Annotated in this window: 17 protein-coding genes; 10 read left to right on the top strand and 7 right to left on the bottom strand. The window is 40.3% G+C overall.

What is annotated here, in order from left to right:
• The first annotated feature begins 97 nt into the window (after nucleotides 1-97).
• Nucleotides 98-346 (top strand): hypothetical protein, encoded by a 249-nt coding sequence (locus V6R21_RS26540; protein ID WP_334246537.1) that lies wholly within the window; start codon nucleotides 98-100, stop codon nucleotides 344-346.
• 192 nt (nucleotides 347-538) lie between these two features.
• Nucleotides 539-1,447: a bestrophin family protein gene (locus tag V6R21_RS26545; protein ID WP_334246538.1), complete on the top strand. Its 909-nt coding sequence runs from the start codon at nucleotides 539-541 to the stop codon at nucleotides 1,445-1,447.
• A gap of 79 nt (nucleotides 1,448-1,526) precedes the next feature.
• Here V6R21_RS26545 and V6R21_RS26550 read toward each other — a convergent pair whose 3' ends face one another.
• Nucleotides 1,527-1,781: a hypothetical protein gene (locus tag V6R21_RS26550; RefSeq protein WP_334246539.1), complete on the bottom strand. Its 255-nt coding sequence runs from the start codon at nucleotides 1,779-1,781 to the stop codon at nucleotides 1,527-1,529.
• A gap of 766 nt (nucleotides 1,782-2,547) precedes the next feature.
• Here V6R21_RS26550 and V6R21_RS26555 point away from each other — a divergent pair.
• Nucleotides 2,548-3,090 carry a DUF7691 family protein gene (locus tag V6R21_RS26555; protein WP_334246540.1) on the top strand — a complete coding sequence of 181 codons (543 nt, stop codon included), beginning with the start codon at nucleotides 2,548-2,550 and terminating at the stop codon, nucleotides 3,088-3,090.
• An 82-nt stretch (nucleotides 3,091-3,172) separates the two neighbouring features.
• On the opposite strand, the gene htpG is transcribed toward V6R21_RS26555, so the two are convergent.
• The 4 genes from htpG to sdaAA all read right to left on the bottom strand — a co-directional run bounded on the left by htpG (nucleotide 3,173) and on the right by sdaAA (nucleotide 7,891).
• On the bottom strand, nucleotides 3,173-5,038 hold the full coding sequence (htpG, locus tag V6R21_RS26560) for a molecular chaperone HtpG (RefSeq protein ID WP_334246541.1): 1,866 nt from the start codon (nucleotides 5,036-5,038) through the stop codon (nucleotides 3,173-3,175).
• A gap of 291 nt (nucleotides 5,039-5,329) precedes the next feature.
• Entirely contained in the window at nucleotides 5,330-6,064 is a 735-nt protein-coding gene (locus V6R21_RS26565) for a peptidase associated/transthyretin-like domain-containing protein (RefSeq protein ID WP_334246542.1), read from the bottom strand.
• Between the two features lie 204 nt (nucleotides 6,065-6,268).
• The gene (locus tag V6R21_RS26570; protein ID WP_334246543.1) at nucleotides 6,269-6,712 is read right to left on the bottom strand and encodes a DUF5606 family protein; all 444 of its coding nucleotides are present in this window, start codon (nucleotides 6,710-6,712) and stop codon (nucleotides 6,269-6,271) included.
• Nucleotides 6,713-6,979: 267 nt separating this feature from the next.
• Nucleotides 6,980-7,891 carry an L-serine ammonia-lyase, iron-sulfur-dependent, subunit alpha gene (gene sdaAA, locus V6R21_RS26575; protein ID WP_334246544.1) on the bottom strand — a complete coding sequence of 304 codons (912 nt, stop codon included), beginning with the start codon at nucleotides 7,889-7,891 and terminating at the stop codon, nucleotides 6,980-6,982.
• A gap of 254 nt (nucleotides 7,892-8,145) precedes the next feature.
• Between sdaAA and V6R21_RS26580 the strand changes: the two genes are divergently transcribed.
• The 5 genes from V6R21_RS26580 to V6R21_RS26600 all read left to right on the top strand — a co-directional run bounded on the left by V6R21_RS26580 (nucleotide 8,146) and on the right by V6R21_RS26600 (nucleotide 12,440).
• Complete coding sequence (locus V6R21_RS26580; RefSeq protein ID WP_334246545.1) at nucleotides 8,146-8,619, top strand: NADH-quinone oxidoreductase subunit A; 474 nt, start codon at nucleotides 8,146-8,148, stop codon at nucleotides 8,617-8,619.
• Between the two features lie 28 nt (nucleotides 8,620-8,647).
• A complete protein-coding gene (locus V6R21_RS26585; protein ID WP_334246546.1) occupies nucleotides 8,648-10,069 on the top strand; it encodes a right-handed parallel beta-helix repeat-containing protein in 1,422 nt (473 codons plus the stop codon).
• Nucleotides 10,070-10,109: 40 nt separating this feature from the next.
• Entirely contained in the window at nucleotides 10,110-10,622 is a 513-nt protein-coding gene (locus V6R21_RS26590; protein ID WP_334246547.1) for a DUF3592 domain-containing protein, read from the top strand.
• Between the two features lie 233 nt (nucleotides 10,623-10,855).
• Nucleotides 10,856-11,614 (top strand): DUF3592 domain-containing protein, encoded by a 759-nt coding sequence (locus V6R21_RS26595; protein WP_334246548.1) that lies wholly within the window; start codon nucleotides 10,856-10,858, stop codon nucleotides 11,612-11,614.
• A 46-nt stretch (nucleotides 11,615-11,660) separates the two neighbouring features.
• Nucleotides 11,661-12,440: a hypothetical protein gene (locus V6R21_RS26600; RefSeq protein WP_334246549.1), complete on the top strand. Its 780-nt coding sequence runs from the start codon at nucleotides 11,661-11,663 to the stop codon at nucleotides 12,438-12,440.
• A gap of 26 nt (nucleotides 12,441-12,466) precedes the next feature.
• On the opposite strand, the gene gatC is transcribed toward V6R21_RS26600, so the two are convergent.
• Together gatC and V6R21_RS26610 are read right to left on the bottom strand one after the other, a co-directional pair.
• The gene (gene gatC / locus V6R21_RS26605; protein WP_334246550.1) at nucleotides 12,467-12,754 is read right to left on the bottom strand and encodes an Asp-tRNA(Asn)/Glu-tRNA(Gln) amidotransferase subunit GatC; all 288 of its coding nucleotides are present in this window, start codon (nucleotides 12,752-12,754) and stop codon (nucleotides 12,467-12,469) included.
• 93 nt (nucleotides 12,755-12,847) lie between these two features.
• Complete coding sequence (locus V6R21_RS26610; protein ID WP_334246551.1) at nucleotides 12,848-13,618, bottom strand: lysophospholipid acyltransferase family protein; 771 nt, start codon at nucleotides 13,616-13,618, stop codon at nucleotides 12,848-12,850.
• Nucleotides 13,619-13,973: 355 nt separating this feature from the next.
• Here V6R21_RS26610 and uvrA point away from each other — a divergent pair, with 355 nt between their 5' ends.
• The gene (gene uvrA / locus V6R21_RS26615; RefSeq protein WP_334246552.1) at nucleotides 13,974-16,799 is read left to right on the top strand and encodes an excinuclease ABC subunit UvrA; all 2,826 of its coding nucleotides are present in this window, start codon (nucleotides 13,974-13,976) and stop codon (nucleotides 16,797-16,799) included.
• Between the two features lie 181 nt (nucleotides 16,800-16,980).
• Nucleotides 16,981-18,045: a hypothetical protein gene (locus V6R21_RS26620; RefSeq protein ID WP_334246553.1), complete on the top strand. Its 1,065-nt coding sequence runs from the start codon at nucleotides 16,981-16,983 to the stop codon at nucleotides 18,043-18,045.
• Nucleotides 18,046-18,063: the final 18 nt, after the last annotated feature.

The raw sequence follows: 18,063 nt of genomic DNA on the forward strand, positions 1-18,063 counted from the left end.
TTACGTAAGGTTGCTTTACCTTTAGACTATGAAAAATGTACCACCATACTGTTTGTAATGGAATGGTGCTATGTATAACCTAAACTGTCACTTAATTATGAGCACAAGAAGCTCTTCAAAACAGAAGTACGAAAAACGAAAAGTACTTCTGACTGACAAGATTGTCGATCTTGACAACACCATTGCAGACTTGTCAAACCTAACGACCAACAAAAAGGCGCTTGAGGAAATCCAAAAGATGGATGCTCAGAAAACGAAGTATGAGCTGGAAATCGTGGACTTGGATGAGATCATCGCTGACCTTAGCAATGAGGTGGATGATACGACACCCATTGTGGAATCCTAAAAAATGTTTAACTCTTCTGAAAGCAGTACTACACTTGTGGTACTGCTTTTTTTGTGTCACTTTGTCTACTACCTTCCTTTCTTTACTCCTACAATCCTAAATTTTCTGTTAACTTCAATTCAGGTATCAACTCAACTCCTGATACCTGCTCTCCAATTTGGTACTTATAAATTCTCAATCCCACTCCATCTTATGCTACTCAATAAACACATTCCTTTCTTCTATATTTTTGAGAGAATCAAAGTGGAATTCTGGCTGGTGACTGTATATATGGCAGGCATCGGGCTGATTGATGAAGGGCATATTTTTAAAAGTATTTCCATTCCGTTGGCAATTCCTTCCATATTGGGTACTGCCATCTCGTTAATACTAGGTTTTCGAACCAATCAGGCTTACTCCAGATGGTGGGAAGCAAGGCAGGTTTGGGGGGCTATCGTAAATGATTCCCGCTCTTTTGTTAGGCAACTGTTAAGTTTTACCGCCGATATTCCTGATGGAGAAGCGAAAACAGCTTTTATCCAAAGACTTTCATTTAGGCAAATTGCTTTTTGCTATGCATTGGGTGATGCATTGCGTGGACTTGATCCCCTGCAAAAAATCAAAAGTCTTTTAAGTGATGAGGATATTCTGTTTTTGGAGCAACACCAGAACAAGCACAATGCATTGCTATTACTTAATGGGCGTGACTTGAAGAGTGCTTTGGCGGAAAAACGGTTAAATGCTTACCAACAGGTTCAGTTGGATGAAACCATCAACAAGCTCTGTGACTCAATGGGTAAGTGCGAAAGAATCAAGAATACGGTATTTCCTGCCACTTACAGTTTGGTGGTTCACTTGTTTATTTACCTGTTTGTAATTTTTCTTCCTTTTGGCTTGGTTGATTTTTTGGGGTATGTCGAAATCCCTCTGGTGGTCGCTATCGCTACAATGTTCTTTTATATTGAAAAAACAGCCATTATTATGCAAGACCCTTTTGAAAACCGCCCCTCTGATACTGCTGTCTCTTCTATCTCCCGTACTATTGAAATCAATATCAAACAAATGCTTAAGTATGACACTGTTCCTGAAAAATGGGAGGCTGATGATTATTATATTATGTAAGCTTGCCGTCTGTACTTCTGCTGTAAAAAAACATGAGTCACCACCAAAATACTCATTCAGTGGTGACTCATCATCGTTTTTAATGGTAGAGGTTTTCTGATGGAAAAATTTTGGAATAAACGGTTTCCTCAATCCATGCTTCCATATTCGGAACAGGAATCAGCTCCTGATCGAGCCAACTTTTTTCCTGATTTTGTTCGTGGGTTTTGAGTAAGTCTCCGAACATACTTTGGATTTTTTCTGTCCTTGATTTGGAAAGACTTGCCCAAAAGGAAGGCAATGAGGAATAGGGATCTCTATCAAAGATCCTTGCTTGGGTTTCCGCAAAAGTCATGTTAGTTAACTATTTGGTTACATGATCGCTTATCCTAACCTGATAAACTTTACTTGGTTACTTTATATTACAACTATTTCTTGAATTGATTGGAAAATTTGGTGTTAAATTTTATTTGAATATCCACACCTAAAAAATTCATTCAATGGGGCTTAGCACTTCTCCCTTCTGTTATTCCGTATAGTAACGTGAATGATGGATTATACCGCTCTTTCAGGACTGAAGATGCGTTTACATGACAATGGACTAAAGTCCATCGCTGATATATTTTGTCCCTTTGGGACTTATCCCCTGAAAGGACTTTATACAATAGCGATGGCCTGAAATCCATCGTGAAATAACGTCCTAGCAGCGATAGTCTAATCCAAAACGCACATTATATTATGATGGACTAAATGAACGTGAACTATGGATTATACCACCCCTTCAGGGCTGAAATATCATTTACATGACAATGGACTAAAGTCCATCGCTGATATATTTTGTCCCTTCGGGACTTTTGCCCTGAAAGGGTCTTATACAATAGCGCTGGGTATCACCCATCGTAAAGAAAGACATGTAAATCAGCCCTAAAAGGGCGAAATAAGGCTAATCTATAACTCCTGCTATAGCACCGTTCATTCGTCTTCTCACTTTTTTACTTTGTCCATAGACGGTAAATATCCATATTGGGTCAGCATATATTTTTTAAGCAGGTGAAAGGAAAATTTTCAATCCTCTTCAGAAAATACTTTCATCATTTTCTAAACTTTTTAAATCATTTTTTATGAGTTACGGAATAACACCTTACCGAGTAAACCTATCAAGAGTTCGTTCCAGACTGGATAAGGATTGTCCTTCTTCCAAAAAATCAAAAGCCAAGAAAGCTTGCCTCAATCAACTGTCCCGTTGCGGGTTCGGTACTGAAGATGGTGAGCCTACCGATGCCGAACTGATCAATGCATTTATTGCTGACGGCAAAGCTGAACACGAAGGATTGGGATACAAGTATTGGTATGCACTTGAGGGGCTAATTGGAGATCTTGGGCAGTTTTTATCAAATGGATATTGGTATCCGGGTACAAGTGATCCTTTTTTCAACACAGACGGTTTCAAGTTGTATGATATTGGAGGAGGAATAGACATCCCTACACCGGATGATTTCCCGGCTGTTTTTGTTTTAGAAAACAGTGATATGTCTGAGGAATTGATTCAGGAATTCGAAAAGAAATATGCCAACGAACTGGAAGCAGAGACTATCAAGCAGTTTAAAAGCTGGATTACCCAGGCCCAAAGGTATAAGCAAGATTTAGTGTTGTATTATTACTAATCATTGCCCTAAAACAACATGAGCCACCACCGAAATATTAATTCGGGGTGACTCATGTTTGGATTTTGGTTTTGGTTCCCGTTTACACCAAATCCAATGATCTTTTTACAAATTTGGTCAGGTCTTCACCTTTCAGCATTCCTTGCGAAAGCATTGCCAAATCGTAAGTATGACGTACCAACTTGCTTGCTTCTGCCTCGTCTTCCGCTTTCAGGATACGGCTTACAAGTTCGTGGTTACCATTGATTACAATATTTTGCGAACCTGGCATATTCATACCAAACATACCCATTCCGCCACCTTGCATCTCTGCCATTTCTTGCATACGACGCATAAACTCAGGACGAACGATTGTTACAGGCATTTCGTCAGCAGAAAGTGCTTCCACTTTTAGCTCAAGGTTCTCGTTGCCTAATGCTTTTTTATAAACCTCGATCACTTTATTTTGTTCATCCTCTGTCAGTACAGATTCAGTTTTCTCATCTGTCTCAACCAGTTTTTCAGCAATATCTGCATCCACACGTTTCATCTGGATTTTCTCCAGCTTGTGTTCAATATTACCGATAAAGTGGTTATCGATCATTGTATCCATCTTCAGCACATCGTAGCCTTTTCTTTTGGCTCCTTCAATAAATGAGTGCTGTCCAGCTTCATCAGATGTGTAGATAAATACGTAGTTATCGTTCTTGTCCAATTGGTTGGCTTCGATTTTAGCCTTGTATTCCTCTATGGTAAAGAACTCACCCTCTGTATTGGTCAGCAGACAGAATTTCTTTGCCTTGTCGAAGAACTTGTCATCTGTCATCATTCCGTATTTCACGAACAGACCAATGCTCTCCCATTTCTTCTGATAATCTTCTCTTTCCTTGTTGAACAGCTCATTCAGACGGTCACCTACTTTACGTGTGATGTAGTTGCTGATTTTCTTCACTTGCGCATCTGACTGCAAGTAAGAACGTGATACGTTCAATGGAATATCAGGAGAGTCGATTACACCGTGCATCAGGCGAAGGAATTCAGGAACAATGTCTTCCACATTATCCGTGATAAACACCTGACGTGAGTAAAGCTGAATCTTGTCCTTATGCAGGGTAATATCGTTTTTCACTTTCGGGAAGTACAGGATACCTGTCAGGTTGAAAGGATAATCCACGTTCAGGTGAATCCAGAACATTGGCTCTTCCGACATTGGGTAAAGCTCACGGTAGAAGTTCAGGTAATCTTCATCCTTCAATTCTTGTGGGTCTCTTGCCCAAAGTGGCGTAGTGTTGTTGATAACTTTTTCCTGCTCGATTTCTGTTTTGTCATCGCCCTCACCTTCAGTGATGGTTTCCTTACCGAAGATTACCGGAACCGGCATAAACTTCATATAACGGTTCAGGATTTCACTGATTCTGTGCTCTTCCAAAAACTCCTGAGAGTCCTCATTGATATGCAATACAATGTCAGTACCTCTATCAGTTTTGTCAGCTGACTCGATTTCAAACTCTGTAGAACCATCACAAGACCATTTTACAGCTGGTGCATCCTGATACGACTTTGTAATGAGCTCCACTTTGTCTGACACCATAAATGCCGAGTAGAATCCAAGACCGAACTTACCAATGATATTGGTAGTGTCTACATCCTTGAATTTTTCAACAAACTCTGTTGCACCTGAGAATGCTACTTGGTTGATGTATTTTTTCACCTCCTCTTCGGTCATACCAATACCGCTGTCAGAGATGGTGATTGTTTTAGCGTCTTTGTCTACAGCCACTCGGATTGCCAGCTCTCCCAGCTCCCCATCATACTGTCCCATTGAAGAAAGCTTTTGCAATTTTTGCGTTGCGTCCACTGCGTTAGCTACCAATTCTCTCAGGAAAATGTCGTGATCCGAGTAAAGGAATTTTTTGATGATCGGAAAAATATTTTCCGTGTTTACCGAAATTCTACCTTTTTCTGCCATAGTATTTTTAAAGTATTTAAATTTTTAGATATCAAATGTAAAATGGATACGCTGTCCATTGCCTTCCCAACCTTTTGACATTGTCATACAATCTCAAAAGGTATTTTCTGTGGATTTGATTCCAATCTTTATTCCATTGGCTTTTTTAGTGAAAAATTGTCAGTATGGCATGACAGTTTTTCAGCACATTGCGGAAATTATTCCTATTGTCGGAAATACTATCAGGTTTTTCCCACAAAAAAAGGCGCCTACTTTGCGCCTTTTATATTGATGTCATCTTATATTTCTCTGCTATTTTTTGTTGGTAGTATCCGTTTCGGTATACATTTCCAAAGGGTTCTGAAGTTTGCGCATCAGCTCTTCTTCTTTTCTCTTGCGTTCAGCTTCCTTGATTTTCTTAAGCTTTTCCATCTCCTTATCCCTTTTGCTTCTGTAAATCCTTCCACCCACAGATACTCCACTTTGTATGTCTTGTGCCTGCTTGATCATATTGCTTGTGTTTTCGGCAGCATCGGTAGATACTTTCATATAATCGAACATTGAAACCCTCTTTTGGAATTCTGCTATCTGTTCACGGGCAAGGTCATTTTTTTTCTGCGCCTCTGTTCGGTAATCGGAATTGCCCAACCCAAGAAAAGCATCATTGAAATCCTTGATATTGGATGGAAAAGGACGGACTTCCACCTCACTCAGCAAGGTTGTCAGTTCTGACAATGCAGCCCTTACAAAAAAGGTATCCTCTTTCATATTCTCAGGGATTGTCACCTTTGCTGTCTGAAACCCTTGATAGGAAATAAAAAGGGTATCAGCTCTTCCGATCTCCAAGGTTGCTTTACCGCCTATATCTGTCACTGCACCCTGATTCTTACTGGTAGTAATATGAGCAAATGGAAGTGTAGCACCAGAAGCCTTATCCAAAACCAAAACCGAAACTGATACCTTTTCTTCTTCTGGTGTTTCTTCTTGTGCTAAAAGGGAAAATGGGAATAATAAAAAAATGAAAAGTAAAAATCGCTGATTGCTCATGACGGAAAGTTTATTCGACACTATCTAAAAATATGTGTAATGTATCAGTATTTTGATTCACAGCGTGTTAAAGAGGGGTTAAAAAGAAAATAAAGGTTGTTAAAAACTACTGACACAAAAAATATATAGGCAAAAAAAATCCCCGAGTTCCAAACCTGAAAGGATTGAAATTCGGGGATTTATACAATGGATTACTGACCTTGCTTATTCAGCGTCCTTTTCTTCTTCTTCAGCCTCGTCCTCTGTCTCAACAGCTTCCAAAGCCTCAGGATAGTTAGCAGCAATCAGGTTGTACCAGTTTACCAGTTTCTTGATATCTGAATTGTAAACTCTGTCTGTATCGTAGTTAGGAAGTACTCCTTCCAAGAAAGATTCCAGTTCACTGTCTTTAGAAACGTCAATTTTGATATTGTCTCCGTGTTTCTCTTTGATGATTGAGAAAATTTCTTCCAACGGAACTGACTCTTCAGACTGTCCTGTTACGTAAATCGAGATTTCTTTCAGAACTGAAATTCTTTGGCTGGCATTTACCACCATTTTCTTTTTCGCTTCGCTTACCGTTTCGACAATTACACCCGACCTTGTTGGTTTCAGGATTTTATAAAGTCCAGGTTTACCTGCAATTGATGCTACGTCTCTCAAGTTCATGTTCTAGTGAATTTTTTTAGTCTTTATGAACAAAAAGGCAGAAGTGTAAAGTTTTGCACTGCCCAAAGCGGCACGTTCCTACCTTTTCGCACTTATTCCATTAATAATTTCTTCCAACAATAGATTAGTGTACAGTGCTTACTCTATTGCCATGATCTTTTTGGTTTAACCGAAAAAAACGGCTACAAAAATAATTTTTTTCGAGGAGAACTACATGCTATTAACATATAAATCTCTATCCTTTTTATTGATTTCAGTTTGTGAGGCTTACAGATCCGATTCGTCTTCCTCAATGATATCAATATCTGAAATCAATACACGCTTGGCTATTGCTTTACCTGTTGGGGTTGCTGCCAACCCGCCCAATGCCGTTTCCTTGTAGCGATCTTCCATATGTGCACCTACTTCGCCCATGGCATCCACACATTCATCAACCGGAATTACACTGCTAACATCAGCGATGGCAATCTGCGCAGAAGAGTTGGCAATGGCTGCAGCACTCGCATTTCTAACAATACATGGAACTTCTACTAGCCCTGCCACCGGATCACAAACCAACCCAAGCATACATTGAACTGTAATTGCCACAGCATTAAATACCTGTGTGATAGAACCACCCAATGCATAGACAATCGCTCCAGCTGACATTGCCGCCGCAGTTCCTGTCTCTGCCTGACAGCCACCAACGGCACCTGCAATTCCCGATTTTTTTTCCATAATCAATGCAATGCCGGCAGCTACCAACATGCCTTCAATCATGGTGTCATCATTAAGGTTATGTAACTCCTGCAATGTCACCAACACCCCTGGCATAATACCCGAAGCTCCCGCTGTGGGTGCTGCAACTACCCTGCCCATACAAGAGTTGACTTCCTTGGCTGCCAAAGCACGGCTGATAAGTTTCTGAAACTCTGGAGAAAGTACCGTCACAGGGGAGTTGAATACCTTCTTACCTGAATTGTTTACCATTCCTGATCTAGAGGTCATGTCCTCCTTCAATCCCGTCTGTACAGCATCTTTCATCACCTGATATGCTCTCAGGAGGTTTGCCCTGATTTGCTCTTCCTGATGACCTCGCTCTCTTGCTTCGTATTCCAATACAGGAAAATAAAGCGGCTTATCTTCTGTTTCACAAGACTTTTTCCATTCTGCAAAACTATCAAACAATACAACTGCCATATCCCTACTAATTGTTGATTTTATATGTATTCTGTTTATCTGGTTAGTCTATTTAAATGACTCGACGGTAAAACACTTTACGGTCCAAATCTGTTGCAAGATCACGATTTTTAGGAAGTTTAAAAATGATTTAGGGATTGAGGTTAAGGGAGGTGAAATCGAGAAATGCGGCAACAGAAAAGTATATCAGAAGAAGACTCTGTATATTTGTTGACGTTGAAAGTAATTGTAAATAAAAAGACTAAGCTCAGGGAATGGAAAATTCAGTTGTAACAGACTTTGGCTACCTTCTGCTTTTCATTATAGCAGGTTGTGTGTTTGTGGGAGGAGGTTTTGTCGCTTCATCATTGTTGCGCCCTAACCGTCCGAACTACGAGAAGCTCACGACTTATGAAAGTGGTGAAGACCCGATCGGTAATGCATGGAGCCGTTTCAATATCCGCTTTTATGTAATTGCCCTTATCTTTCTGCTTTTTGAAGTGGAGTTGGTCTTCCTGTTTCCTTGGGCAACGGTATTCGGTAACAAAGAGATGATCGATCAGACAGATGGTCTATGGGGTTGGTTTGCCTTGCTGGAAGTTTTTGTATTTGTATTGATTTTGGTACTTGGTCTTGCTTATGTATGGAGAAAAGGCTTTTTGGACTGGGTACGTCCCGAACACAAGCAGTCAGACTTCAAGTCCAAGGTTCCTGCTTCCATGTATGAGCAGATCAACAAGAAATACTAACCCATCTGTTTGCCTGAAACAAAACCCTATGAGATATATCACAAAAACCTTTTTTGCGCTTGCTGCCTTTGCGGCACTTTTTGCCTGTGACCCTGAGAATGAGGAAATCACTACTGATGAATCAGCAATGCTGACTTTTTCTGCGGACTCTGTCATCTTTGACACTTTATTCACAGAGGTAAAAAGTATTACGAAACGCTTTAGGGCAATCAATACATCCAATAAGGCTGTCAATATCAGTAGTATTTCATTGGGCAACCCAACGGGGTCTTATTCTCTGGTAATCAACGGTGCCAAGACCGATCGTGTAGAAGATATATTTCTTAGAGGAAATGATAGCCTTTTGGTCTTGGTGGAAGCTACTGTGAATCCTCAAGACAAAGACTTGCCTTTTTTGGTACAGGACTCTGTCGTATTTGAAACCAATGGCAATGTTCAGGATGTCAAACTGGTTGCTTGGGGGCAAGATGCCTTCTTTCACAGTAAAGGAGAAGTTATTGAAGGCGAAACAACTTGGACTTCCAACCGACCACACGTAGTAACAGACTCACTTTTTATTGCAGAAAACGCCATCTTAAATATAGAAGCTGGCTCCCAGATTTACTTCAACAATAATGCTTACGCCATTGTATTTGGCTCCCTACATATCAATGGTACTTGTGAAGATACTGTAAGGCTGGAAGGCATCAGACGGGAAGAAGACTATCTTGATGTAGCTGGCCAATGGGATGGACTCTATTTTGCGCCATCCAGCCATGATAATACGATCAACAATGCCACCATCCGAAATGGTGGAAGTGGTATTTACCTATGGTCAGAAGAAGTGCCTGCCACCCCTGCTATTACCATCAATAATACGCTTATTGAAAACATGTCTTCTACTGGTATTTTCCTGATTGGCACCAATGCCGAAATCAGTAATACCATTGTCAACAATTGTTTGAGCTACACCCTTGCACTGACATCAGGAGGAACCTATCGCCTTACACATAATACCTTTGCCAATTTTGGAATTGACTTTGTAAGAGAACTCCCTGCTGTCAGCATTTCCAATGTTTATGTACCTGGCTGGGAAGATGATCCTACTATGCGACTGGATGACCTGAACCTTACCCTAACCAACAATATCTTTTGGGGTAACCTGTTGGATGAAATCCTAATAGTAGAAGCGACAGACAAACAATTGGCTATCAATTCTCAAAAAAATGTTTTCCGCTCGACTGAAAGCTTGGTGGAGAAACTAGGTACTGACAACCTTTATTATGGCAATCAAATCACGGATCAAGATTCCTTATTTGCCTCATCTCCTTCAGACCAACGTTTCGAATTAAATAAAAATAGCCCTGCAAGAGATGCAGGTATAGTTACAGAAAACGGTGCATCTCCATGTACTCCTCATGACAACATGCCTGACATAGGTGCCATTGAGTGGGTGGAAGCACAAGAGTAATACCTTCAGAAATCTATTTTTTGACTAAAAACTGTTTAAGATGTCACTATCTCAAAAAGTTAAGCTCGTTTTTTCACACCCTCAGTTTGTTGTCGGCTTTTTTATAAGCCTATTCTTTGGACTGTTTATGGCCATCTTTTCTCAAGACTTTTACTTGATAGACGAGTATAAGTTATCTGCTGCTCCAGTGGAAACCAAAGGTGAAATACTGGCTATTGAGGAAACAAATGCCTCATCCAATGATGAGCTCATATTTAAGTATCATTTCAGTTATGCTCTTGAAAACCCTGAGGGAAGCAAAGAATGGGGTAACGGGTGGTCTTATAACACGTGGGACAACAAGCAAGTCGGCGACACTGTAACGGTGACATATGCAAAAGAAGCTCCTGGAGTTGCTGTTATCAAAGGACATACACTTTCCATATTTGGTATCTGGGCTACTATCATTCTAGGCTCTTTCACCTTAATCTCCCTTACTGTCACCCTTTTTGGCCTTAAGAAAGGCATCAAGAGTATCCGAAAACAACCGCTCCATCACAGGAAAGCCTGGTAATGGTTTGACGCTATTTTATCCATAAATCAGGTAAGCTTTATAATAAAACAACTCCATGGAATTTATAAAGCTTACCATCTTCCTCTCTTATTACATAAGCGAATTCGTGAGACTCTTCATTTAGCCCTATAATACACCCCATAAATAATCCCCAATCCTGTTTTGCCTTATGGAACAGACCTGATTTATTTTCAATAGGCTAACTGAAATTACCACACTTACCCTTTCCAATAATGAAAAACCGTTTTCTCACCACACGACAAAAAATTGATGTCATTTTATCTCACAACAGTATTTGGCTTGGTATGACCATCGCACTATTCAGCGGATTCTTTGCCGTTGCCTTCTCTACGGACTTTTACCTGATAGACGAGTACCAACTTTCCTCCAATGCTACCGAAACCAACGCTGTCCTTTTAGCCATAGAAGAAACCAATGCGTCTGTCAATGAAAAGCCGATCTATAAATACACCTTCAGCTATCTACCTCAAGAAAGAAAACAAGAAAATGCCATTAGAGGGTGGTCTTACAGCACATGGGAAAACCGACAAGAAGGAGACTCTGTCGTAGTAAGGTATGCCCAGACATCCCCCAACGTTGCCATTATCAAGGGGCAGTCACTGTCTATGTTCAATGGCTGGGTTTTGCTTCTGTTCAGCCTGATTTCTTTGGTTGCTTTTATCATTGCGATAGTTGGATTTAGAAAAGGACTGAAAGATATCTTCATCCTTGAATATGGCAAGATGGCTCAAGGCACATTGGTCAAGACCGAAAGTACTGGTGTTGTAATCAATGACAAACCTGTCATGCGAATGATATTTGAGTTTTCTGATACTGAAGGGCATTCAAAAAGGGCTGCTGTCAAAACAGTAAAACCTCAGTATCTCAATGACGACGATAAGGAATGGCTCGTATATATGCCGGGAGAACCAGTCAAGGTTGTTATGGTGGATACACTCAGTAAAAAAGTGAGAGCCTTATTCAACAGGTAAATTATTTGATATCATAACAGTTCAATATTTAACCTAAAAACCCAATATGACTGCTAAAACACGTTCATTACCCTTCTCCTATAAAGTATTTCTGATGCTATCGACCAAAAGGTTTTGGTTTGGTCTTCTTGGTATAGGAGCTGCCTGGCTACTTTCGCTTGTTTTTTCTACCGATTTCAAATGGGATGAAGCATACGCACTACATACACAGCCAGTAGAAACACAAGGGGTATTAATAGCCATTGATGATACGGGAGCTTCTCAATCCGATGAGTATATCTATAAATACACTTTTAAGTATAGCCCTAATAAAAATGAGGAAACGAGTTCCATGCAAGGCTTTTCCTACAGTCCGTGGCAAGAGATAAAAGAGGGTGACTCTGTTGCTGTACTATATGCTCAGTCCTCAACAGGTGTTGCTGTTATTAAAGGACAATCGCTTGGCATATTCGGAGGTATCAAGTCAGTGCTGGTACTTTATCTGACACTTTATTCTATTCCTTTTGCTTTAGTTTTTTCAGGAATCAAGAAAGGCTTCAACTTAATCCATATCCTCCAATGTGGTGATTTGGTAAAAGGGGTATTAGTCAAAACCGAGAGAGGTAATATAACTGTCAATGATGTGCCTCAATCTATCTTGTTTTTTGAGTTTTCAGATACCAATGGAGACACCAAAACCATTTCAATTAAAACGTTTGAACCTGACCAATATAGCATCAAGAAAAAAGAGTGGTTGGTGTATAAGCCTGGTAAAGAGGATCAAGCAATAGCGTTAAATACTTTAGGAGAGAGTCTCAGCAGCTGTATACTAGAAAGCCAATCATAATACTGATTGGCTTTCTGCTTTTATAACTATTCCAAAACCTTTGGAACCCTGAAGTATGCTTCATCTTTTTCAGGAGCATTCTTCAAGCCTTTATCTCTTGAGAGTGGTGCTTTCACTTCATCCTCACGCCAGTTGTTGGTTACCTCCGTCATATGGGTAAGAGGCTCAACCCCTTCAGTATCCACTTCTTCAAGCTTAGCCACCCAATTGACTATATCATTCATACTCTTCACCATTCTCTCTTCATCTTTTTCATTGAAGTACAGTCTGGAAAGGTGTGCAATCTTTTCTATCGCTTCTTTATCTATTTTCATCTCGGGTATTTGATTTTAAGCTTTATGGGGTTCAACTCTTCCTAACAAAAGTACCAAACTATTTACAAACTCAGGAAAGAGAATAGCAAAAGTTTATTTCACTTCCTCCTCCAATGTAGTCTGGTAATACTCAGGGAAGTACTGCGCCAATTCGGCATTGATAGTGTCCATCACCTGCTTTTTCAACATTGGGATATCCTTGGTAGTCAAACCTGTTGTCTCGATGGGCTCATGTTGTACGATCTTAACTGGGCACCAACTCAGCTCAGGTGCTAGTGATGGCCACAGTTTCCAGTTATGCAATAACGTAATCGGTACGATTGGTATTTGCTTTTTGATGGCTATCACAAAACCTCCTTCTTTCATTTGCTTCACTACCGGAGGCTTGCGGTTCATGGTTCCTTCTGGAAATACACCTAAACTATGTCCTCGGTCCACAGCAGCACAAGACGATTCTATTACATAATTGAAATTCCCTCTCTGTCCTCTGTAAACCGGAATATGCAGGTTACGAAACATCCAGCCAAACAATGGTGCTTTTACTAGTGCATCTTTCCCCAAGAAAACTGCAAACCGGTTACTGACCATCCCTACAGCAGGTGTATCCAGAAACGACGTATGGTTGGCACAAAAAACATATGGCTGTTTCTTGTCCAGCTTTTCTTTTCGCTCGATCGTAACAGGTGCTCCCATAAAAAGGTATGCACAATGGGCCCAAACTTTATTGAGGTAATAGGCCAAATGGTGCAGCTTCTTACCAGGGTAAAGGATGATAATGGCAAATAGTGGAAGCAATGCCAGAAACACAGCTAAAAACCAAAACACGCCCCAAACGAGGTACACCCTTTTGATGATCTTTTTCATGACTGTAATAAAAAGTTGCAGGCAGGGAATTACTCCAAAACAATACTGCCGCACAGTTATTATTCTATTGGAAACTGCTTTCTATCCGGTATCAAAAAACAGCTACCGGTAAAGTCAGGTGGTCGTATACACTTCAAAACCACACCAATTTTAAATACAAATCACAGGATAATGAAATCATTCAAATAATTTTTAGGATAAATAACAATCAGTTACAAAACGCAGGTTCATATTATTCAAAAGGGTTCACAAAATTCCATTGTTGATTGTTTTCCTACAAAAGGAAGTTCTAACCACAAAATATCCTAAATTTGTGAGAATGCTCGATTCCGAACGCAAACATTGACTGACAAGCATGGCAATTTCTGTAGATCAACTCGACCCAAAACAATATATCATTGTAAAAGGGGCAAAAGTTAATAATCTCAAGGGTGTGGATGTAGCCATTCCCCGTAATAAATTTGTGGTGATCACGGGTGTTTCCGGTTCAGGAAAATCATCCCTCGCTTTTGATACGCTTTTCGCTGAAGGGCAACGCATGTATGTGGAAAGCCTGAGCTCGTATGCGAGACAGTTTCTGGGACGAATGGAAAAACCTGAGGTTGAATATATCAGGGGGGTATGCCCTGCCATTGCCGTAGAACAGAAAGTCACAACAAAGAATCCACGTTCAACTGTTGGGACTACAACAGAGATTTATGACTACCTCAAATTGCTCTATGCCCGTGTCGGTAAAACTTATTCTCCTGTTTCAGGACAGGAAGTCAGTAAGTCAAGTGTAACCGACATTGTCAACTTTATCAACAGCCATGAAGATGGCACCCGTTTTCTTGTGCTGAGCCCCTTACAGATCAGTGAAGACCGAACACTTGACGATGAACTGAAGCTACTTTTACAAAAAGGTTTCAGCCGTGTTGAGATCAATGGTGAGCTGGGCTTTATTGAGGAGTTAATTGATAAGGATGAGTATAAAAATGTTCAGGCCAATACAACTGGGTATGATGTCCAGATTCTGATTGACCGTAATGCGGTACAAAAAGAAGATGAAGACAACCAATTCCGTATTGCAGACTCTGTTCAGACCGCCCTTTTTGAAGGACATGGCGAATGTCTGATCGAGATGATCAATGCTGACCGTAGTACCCAACGTCACCTTTTCACTGACCGATTTGAGGCTGATGGAGTCAAGTTTGAAGAGCCAAGCGTCAACCTTTTCAGTTTCAACAACCCTTATGGAGCCTGTAAACGTTGTGAAGGATTTGGCAAAGTACTCGGCATTGATGAAGACCTTGTAATTCCAGACAAATCTCTCTCCATTTATGAAGGAGCAATTGCTCCTTGGAGAACAGAAAGCATGAGTAAATGGCTTCAGCCATTGATCAGAAATGCACACCATTTTGACTTTCCGATCCACAGACCTTATGCAGACCTGACTGAAGAGCAAAAAGAAGTACTTTGGACTGGAAATAAACATTTCAAGGGAATTGATGCTTTCTTCGGCCACTTGGAATCCAAGACTCATAAGATACAGTACAGGGTAATGCTTTCCCGTTATCGAGGAAGAACAACATGTCCTGACTGTAAAGGTACCCGCTTGCGCAAGGATGCATCATATGTCAAGATTGATGGAAAGTCCATTATTGACCTCGTTTTACTTCCTATAACAGAAGTAAGTGAGTTTTTTGATAATATTCAGCTTTCCAAATACGAACATCAGGTAGCGGACAGACTATTGGCTGAGGTTCGCAACAGGCTGGTATATTTGATTAAGGTCGGCTTAGGTTACCTGACACTTAACCGTCTTACTTCCACACTATCAGGAGGAGAATACCAACGTATCAAACTGGCTACCTCACTAGGTAGTGCTTTGGTAGGTTCTATGTATATTCTGGATGAACCAAGTATTGGACTTCACCCTAGAGATACAGAAAACCTCATCGCCGTACTGAAAGAACTCAAGCGCTTGGGGAATACCGTAATTGTTGTGGAGCATGAGGAAGATGTGATGCGATCAGCTGACCAAATTATTGATATTGGGCCTGATGCGGGAGTCTATGGTGGTGAATTGATTTTTCAGGGAACAATAGATGATATGACTGACCCTGAAGTGAGTCATACAGCACGTTACCTTCACGGAATAGAAAGGATACCTGTACCTGCCAAACGCAGAAAGTGGAATGAATATATTGAGGTTTTGGGAGCCAAAGAAAACAACCTTCAAAACATCTCTGTAAAATTCCCGCTTAATACCATTACCTGTGTAACGGGTGTATCTGGTTCAGGTAAATCTACTTTAGTGAAAAAATGCCTGCAACCTGCACTTGGCAAATTACTGGGTAGCTACAACGAGGAAACAGGCAAAATGGAAGGGCTGGACGGTATGACCAAGTCCATCTCACATGTTGAATTTGTTGACCAAAACCCTATCGGAAGGTCTTCTCGCTCCAACCCTGTGACCTATGTCAAGGCTTATGATGCTATACGAGAATTATTCACATCACAACCTCTAGCCAAACAAAGAGGCTATAAGCCTGCTTTCTTCTCTTTCAACGTAGATGGAGGTAGATGTGAAGCTTGTTCAGGAGAAGGTACTGTCAAGATTGAAATGCAGTTTATGGCTGATATTTACCTGCCATGTGAAAGCTGTCATGGTACCCGCTTTAAAAGTGAAATCCTTGACATCAAATACAAGGAAAAAAATATTGCAGACATTCTGGACCTGAGTATTGATGAAGCTATGGTTTTCTTTGAGGATAAAAAGAAAATCACTGACAGACTAAGACCTTTGCAAGAAGTAGGGCTTGGTTATATCAGGTTGGGTCAGTCTTCCAATACCTTATCAGGTGGAGAAGCCCAAAGAGTAAAATTGGCTTCGTTCCTAGTGAAAGGTACACTCAAGGAAGGGGAACGAGTACTGTTTATCTTTGATGAACCCACTACTGGCCTACACTTCCATGATATCAATAAACTGATGAAGTCCATCAATGCGCTTGTAGACAATGGTCACTCCGTTATCATTATTGAGCACAATATGGAAGTTGTAAAAACTGCGGACTGGGTTATTGACCTTGGCCCTGAAGGTGGAAAGAATGGTGGTCAGGTTGTATTTGAAGGACTTCCTGAAGACTTAGCTAAGCAGAAAGACAACCATACAGCACGATACTTAAAGCCTGTATTGTGATTTTCAAAGGCATCAAGTAATATCTATATACTTTCCCCACTTGTTCGATAAGCAGGTGGGGATTTTTTTATATAAATTATAGTAAACAACAGGAAGTACTTCAAAACACTACTCCTCACAATACCATTCAACAACTTACTACGTGTATTTCCTTTACCACTTATCATTAACCCTTTAACGTATGTACTTTAGTGGACATCTAAAGTTTGATCCTTCTCAGGCGACCCGTATTGAGAAGAAGAAACCCCTGAATGTTTTCGGCAGAATGTTTTTCAACCTTACAGCTGGTGCCTTCTCTACACAGGAAGAACATGAAACCTTTTGTGCGGTTTCAATACTTCAACAACTCTATCAGGTATTTATATCGCTAAAAGTAGATAACATCATCCGGTTAAGTAGAAACAACTTTGATTTTTACTTAGATGAAAACAGTGTTCCTGATGATTTCAGAAGTGTTGTCAAAGAGTTCAGGACAGGGATAGACAGTATTGAGGCTGAACTATTCGATCAGTTAAGTATGATGCTTGAATATGAAGATGCCACTTTTTATTACTTGATCGACATCAATATAAACAGGGTACACCCTGTAGGCACATACCCCATCGATATTGTAGTCAATGCCGTATTAAAAGATTTTGCGACCAGTACAAAAGGTGATGCTATTTCTCTCAAGGCCAAAATGACTAATACATTTGCCAGTCAGGAATCTTATGATTCCTACGTAAGCAATAAAGAGCAAGCCTTCAATATCTTTTTAAAAGACCTAACACAGAAAATGCGTCAGCATGTAGGGATTGATGATGTGATTTCAGAGACAAGACAAAAAATTATCCGACCATTCAAAAAATTGGAGTTTAACAATGAAATTCCGCTAAAGCATCCCCGGTCGTCAGCACCTGTTTACAGTCCTTATTATGATTATACCAATTCCTTTTTCTATGCTTGGTTATGGGCAGAATTGCTTCACCAAAACCACATAGAGATTCATAATTTTGACTTGGTTAATAGCCATGGTTCCACAATTATTGAAGTTGGTCAAAATGGCTTTAATGCGGGTGTCAATGACCTGATGAATATATCCGTTCCCTTTCCTGAAATCGACAACGACAGTCTTGTTACTGACTTCCCTACAGCAAGCATTCATTTCATAGAGCATCATGAAAACCAACAACCTTCTACTACGAACTTCTCTTATGCCAACTTATGGGGGGAGGCTATCAATGAAATAAACCGTACAGATGCCTAAAATATTTTCACAAAACCC

This window comes from Limibacter armeniacum (assembly GCF_036880985.1).
Lineage (GTDB): Bacteria > Bacteroidota > Bacteroidia > Cytophagales > Flammeovirgaceae > Limibacter > Limibacter armeniacum.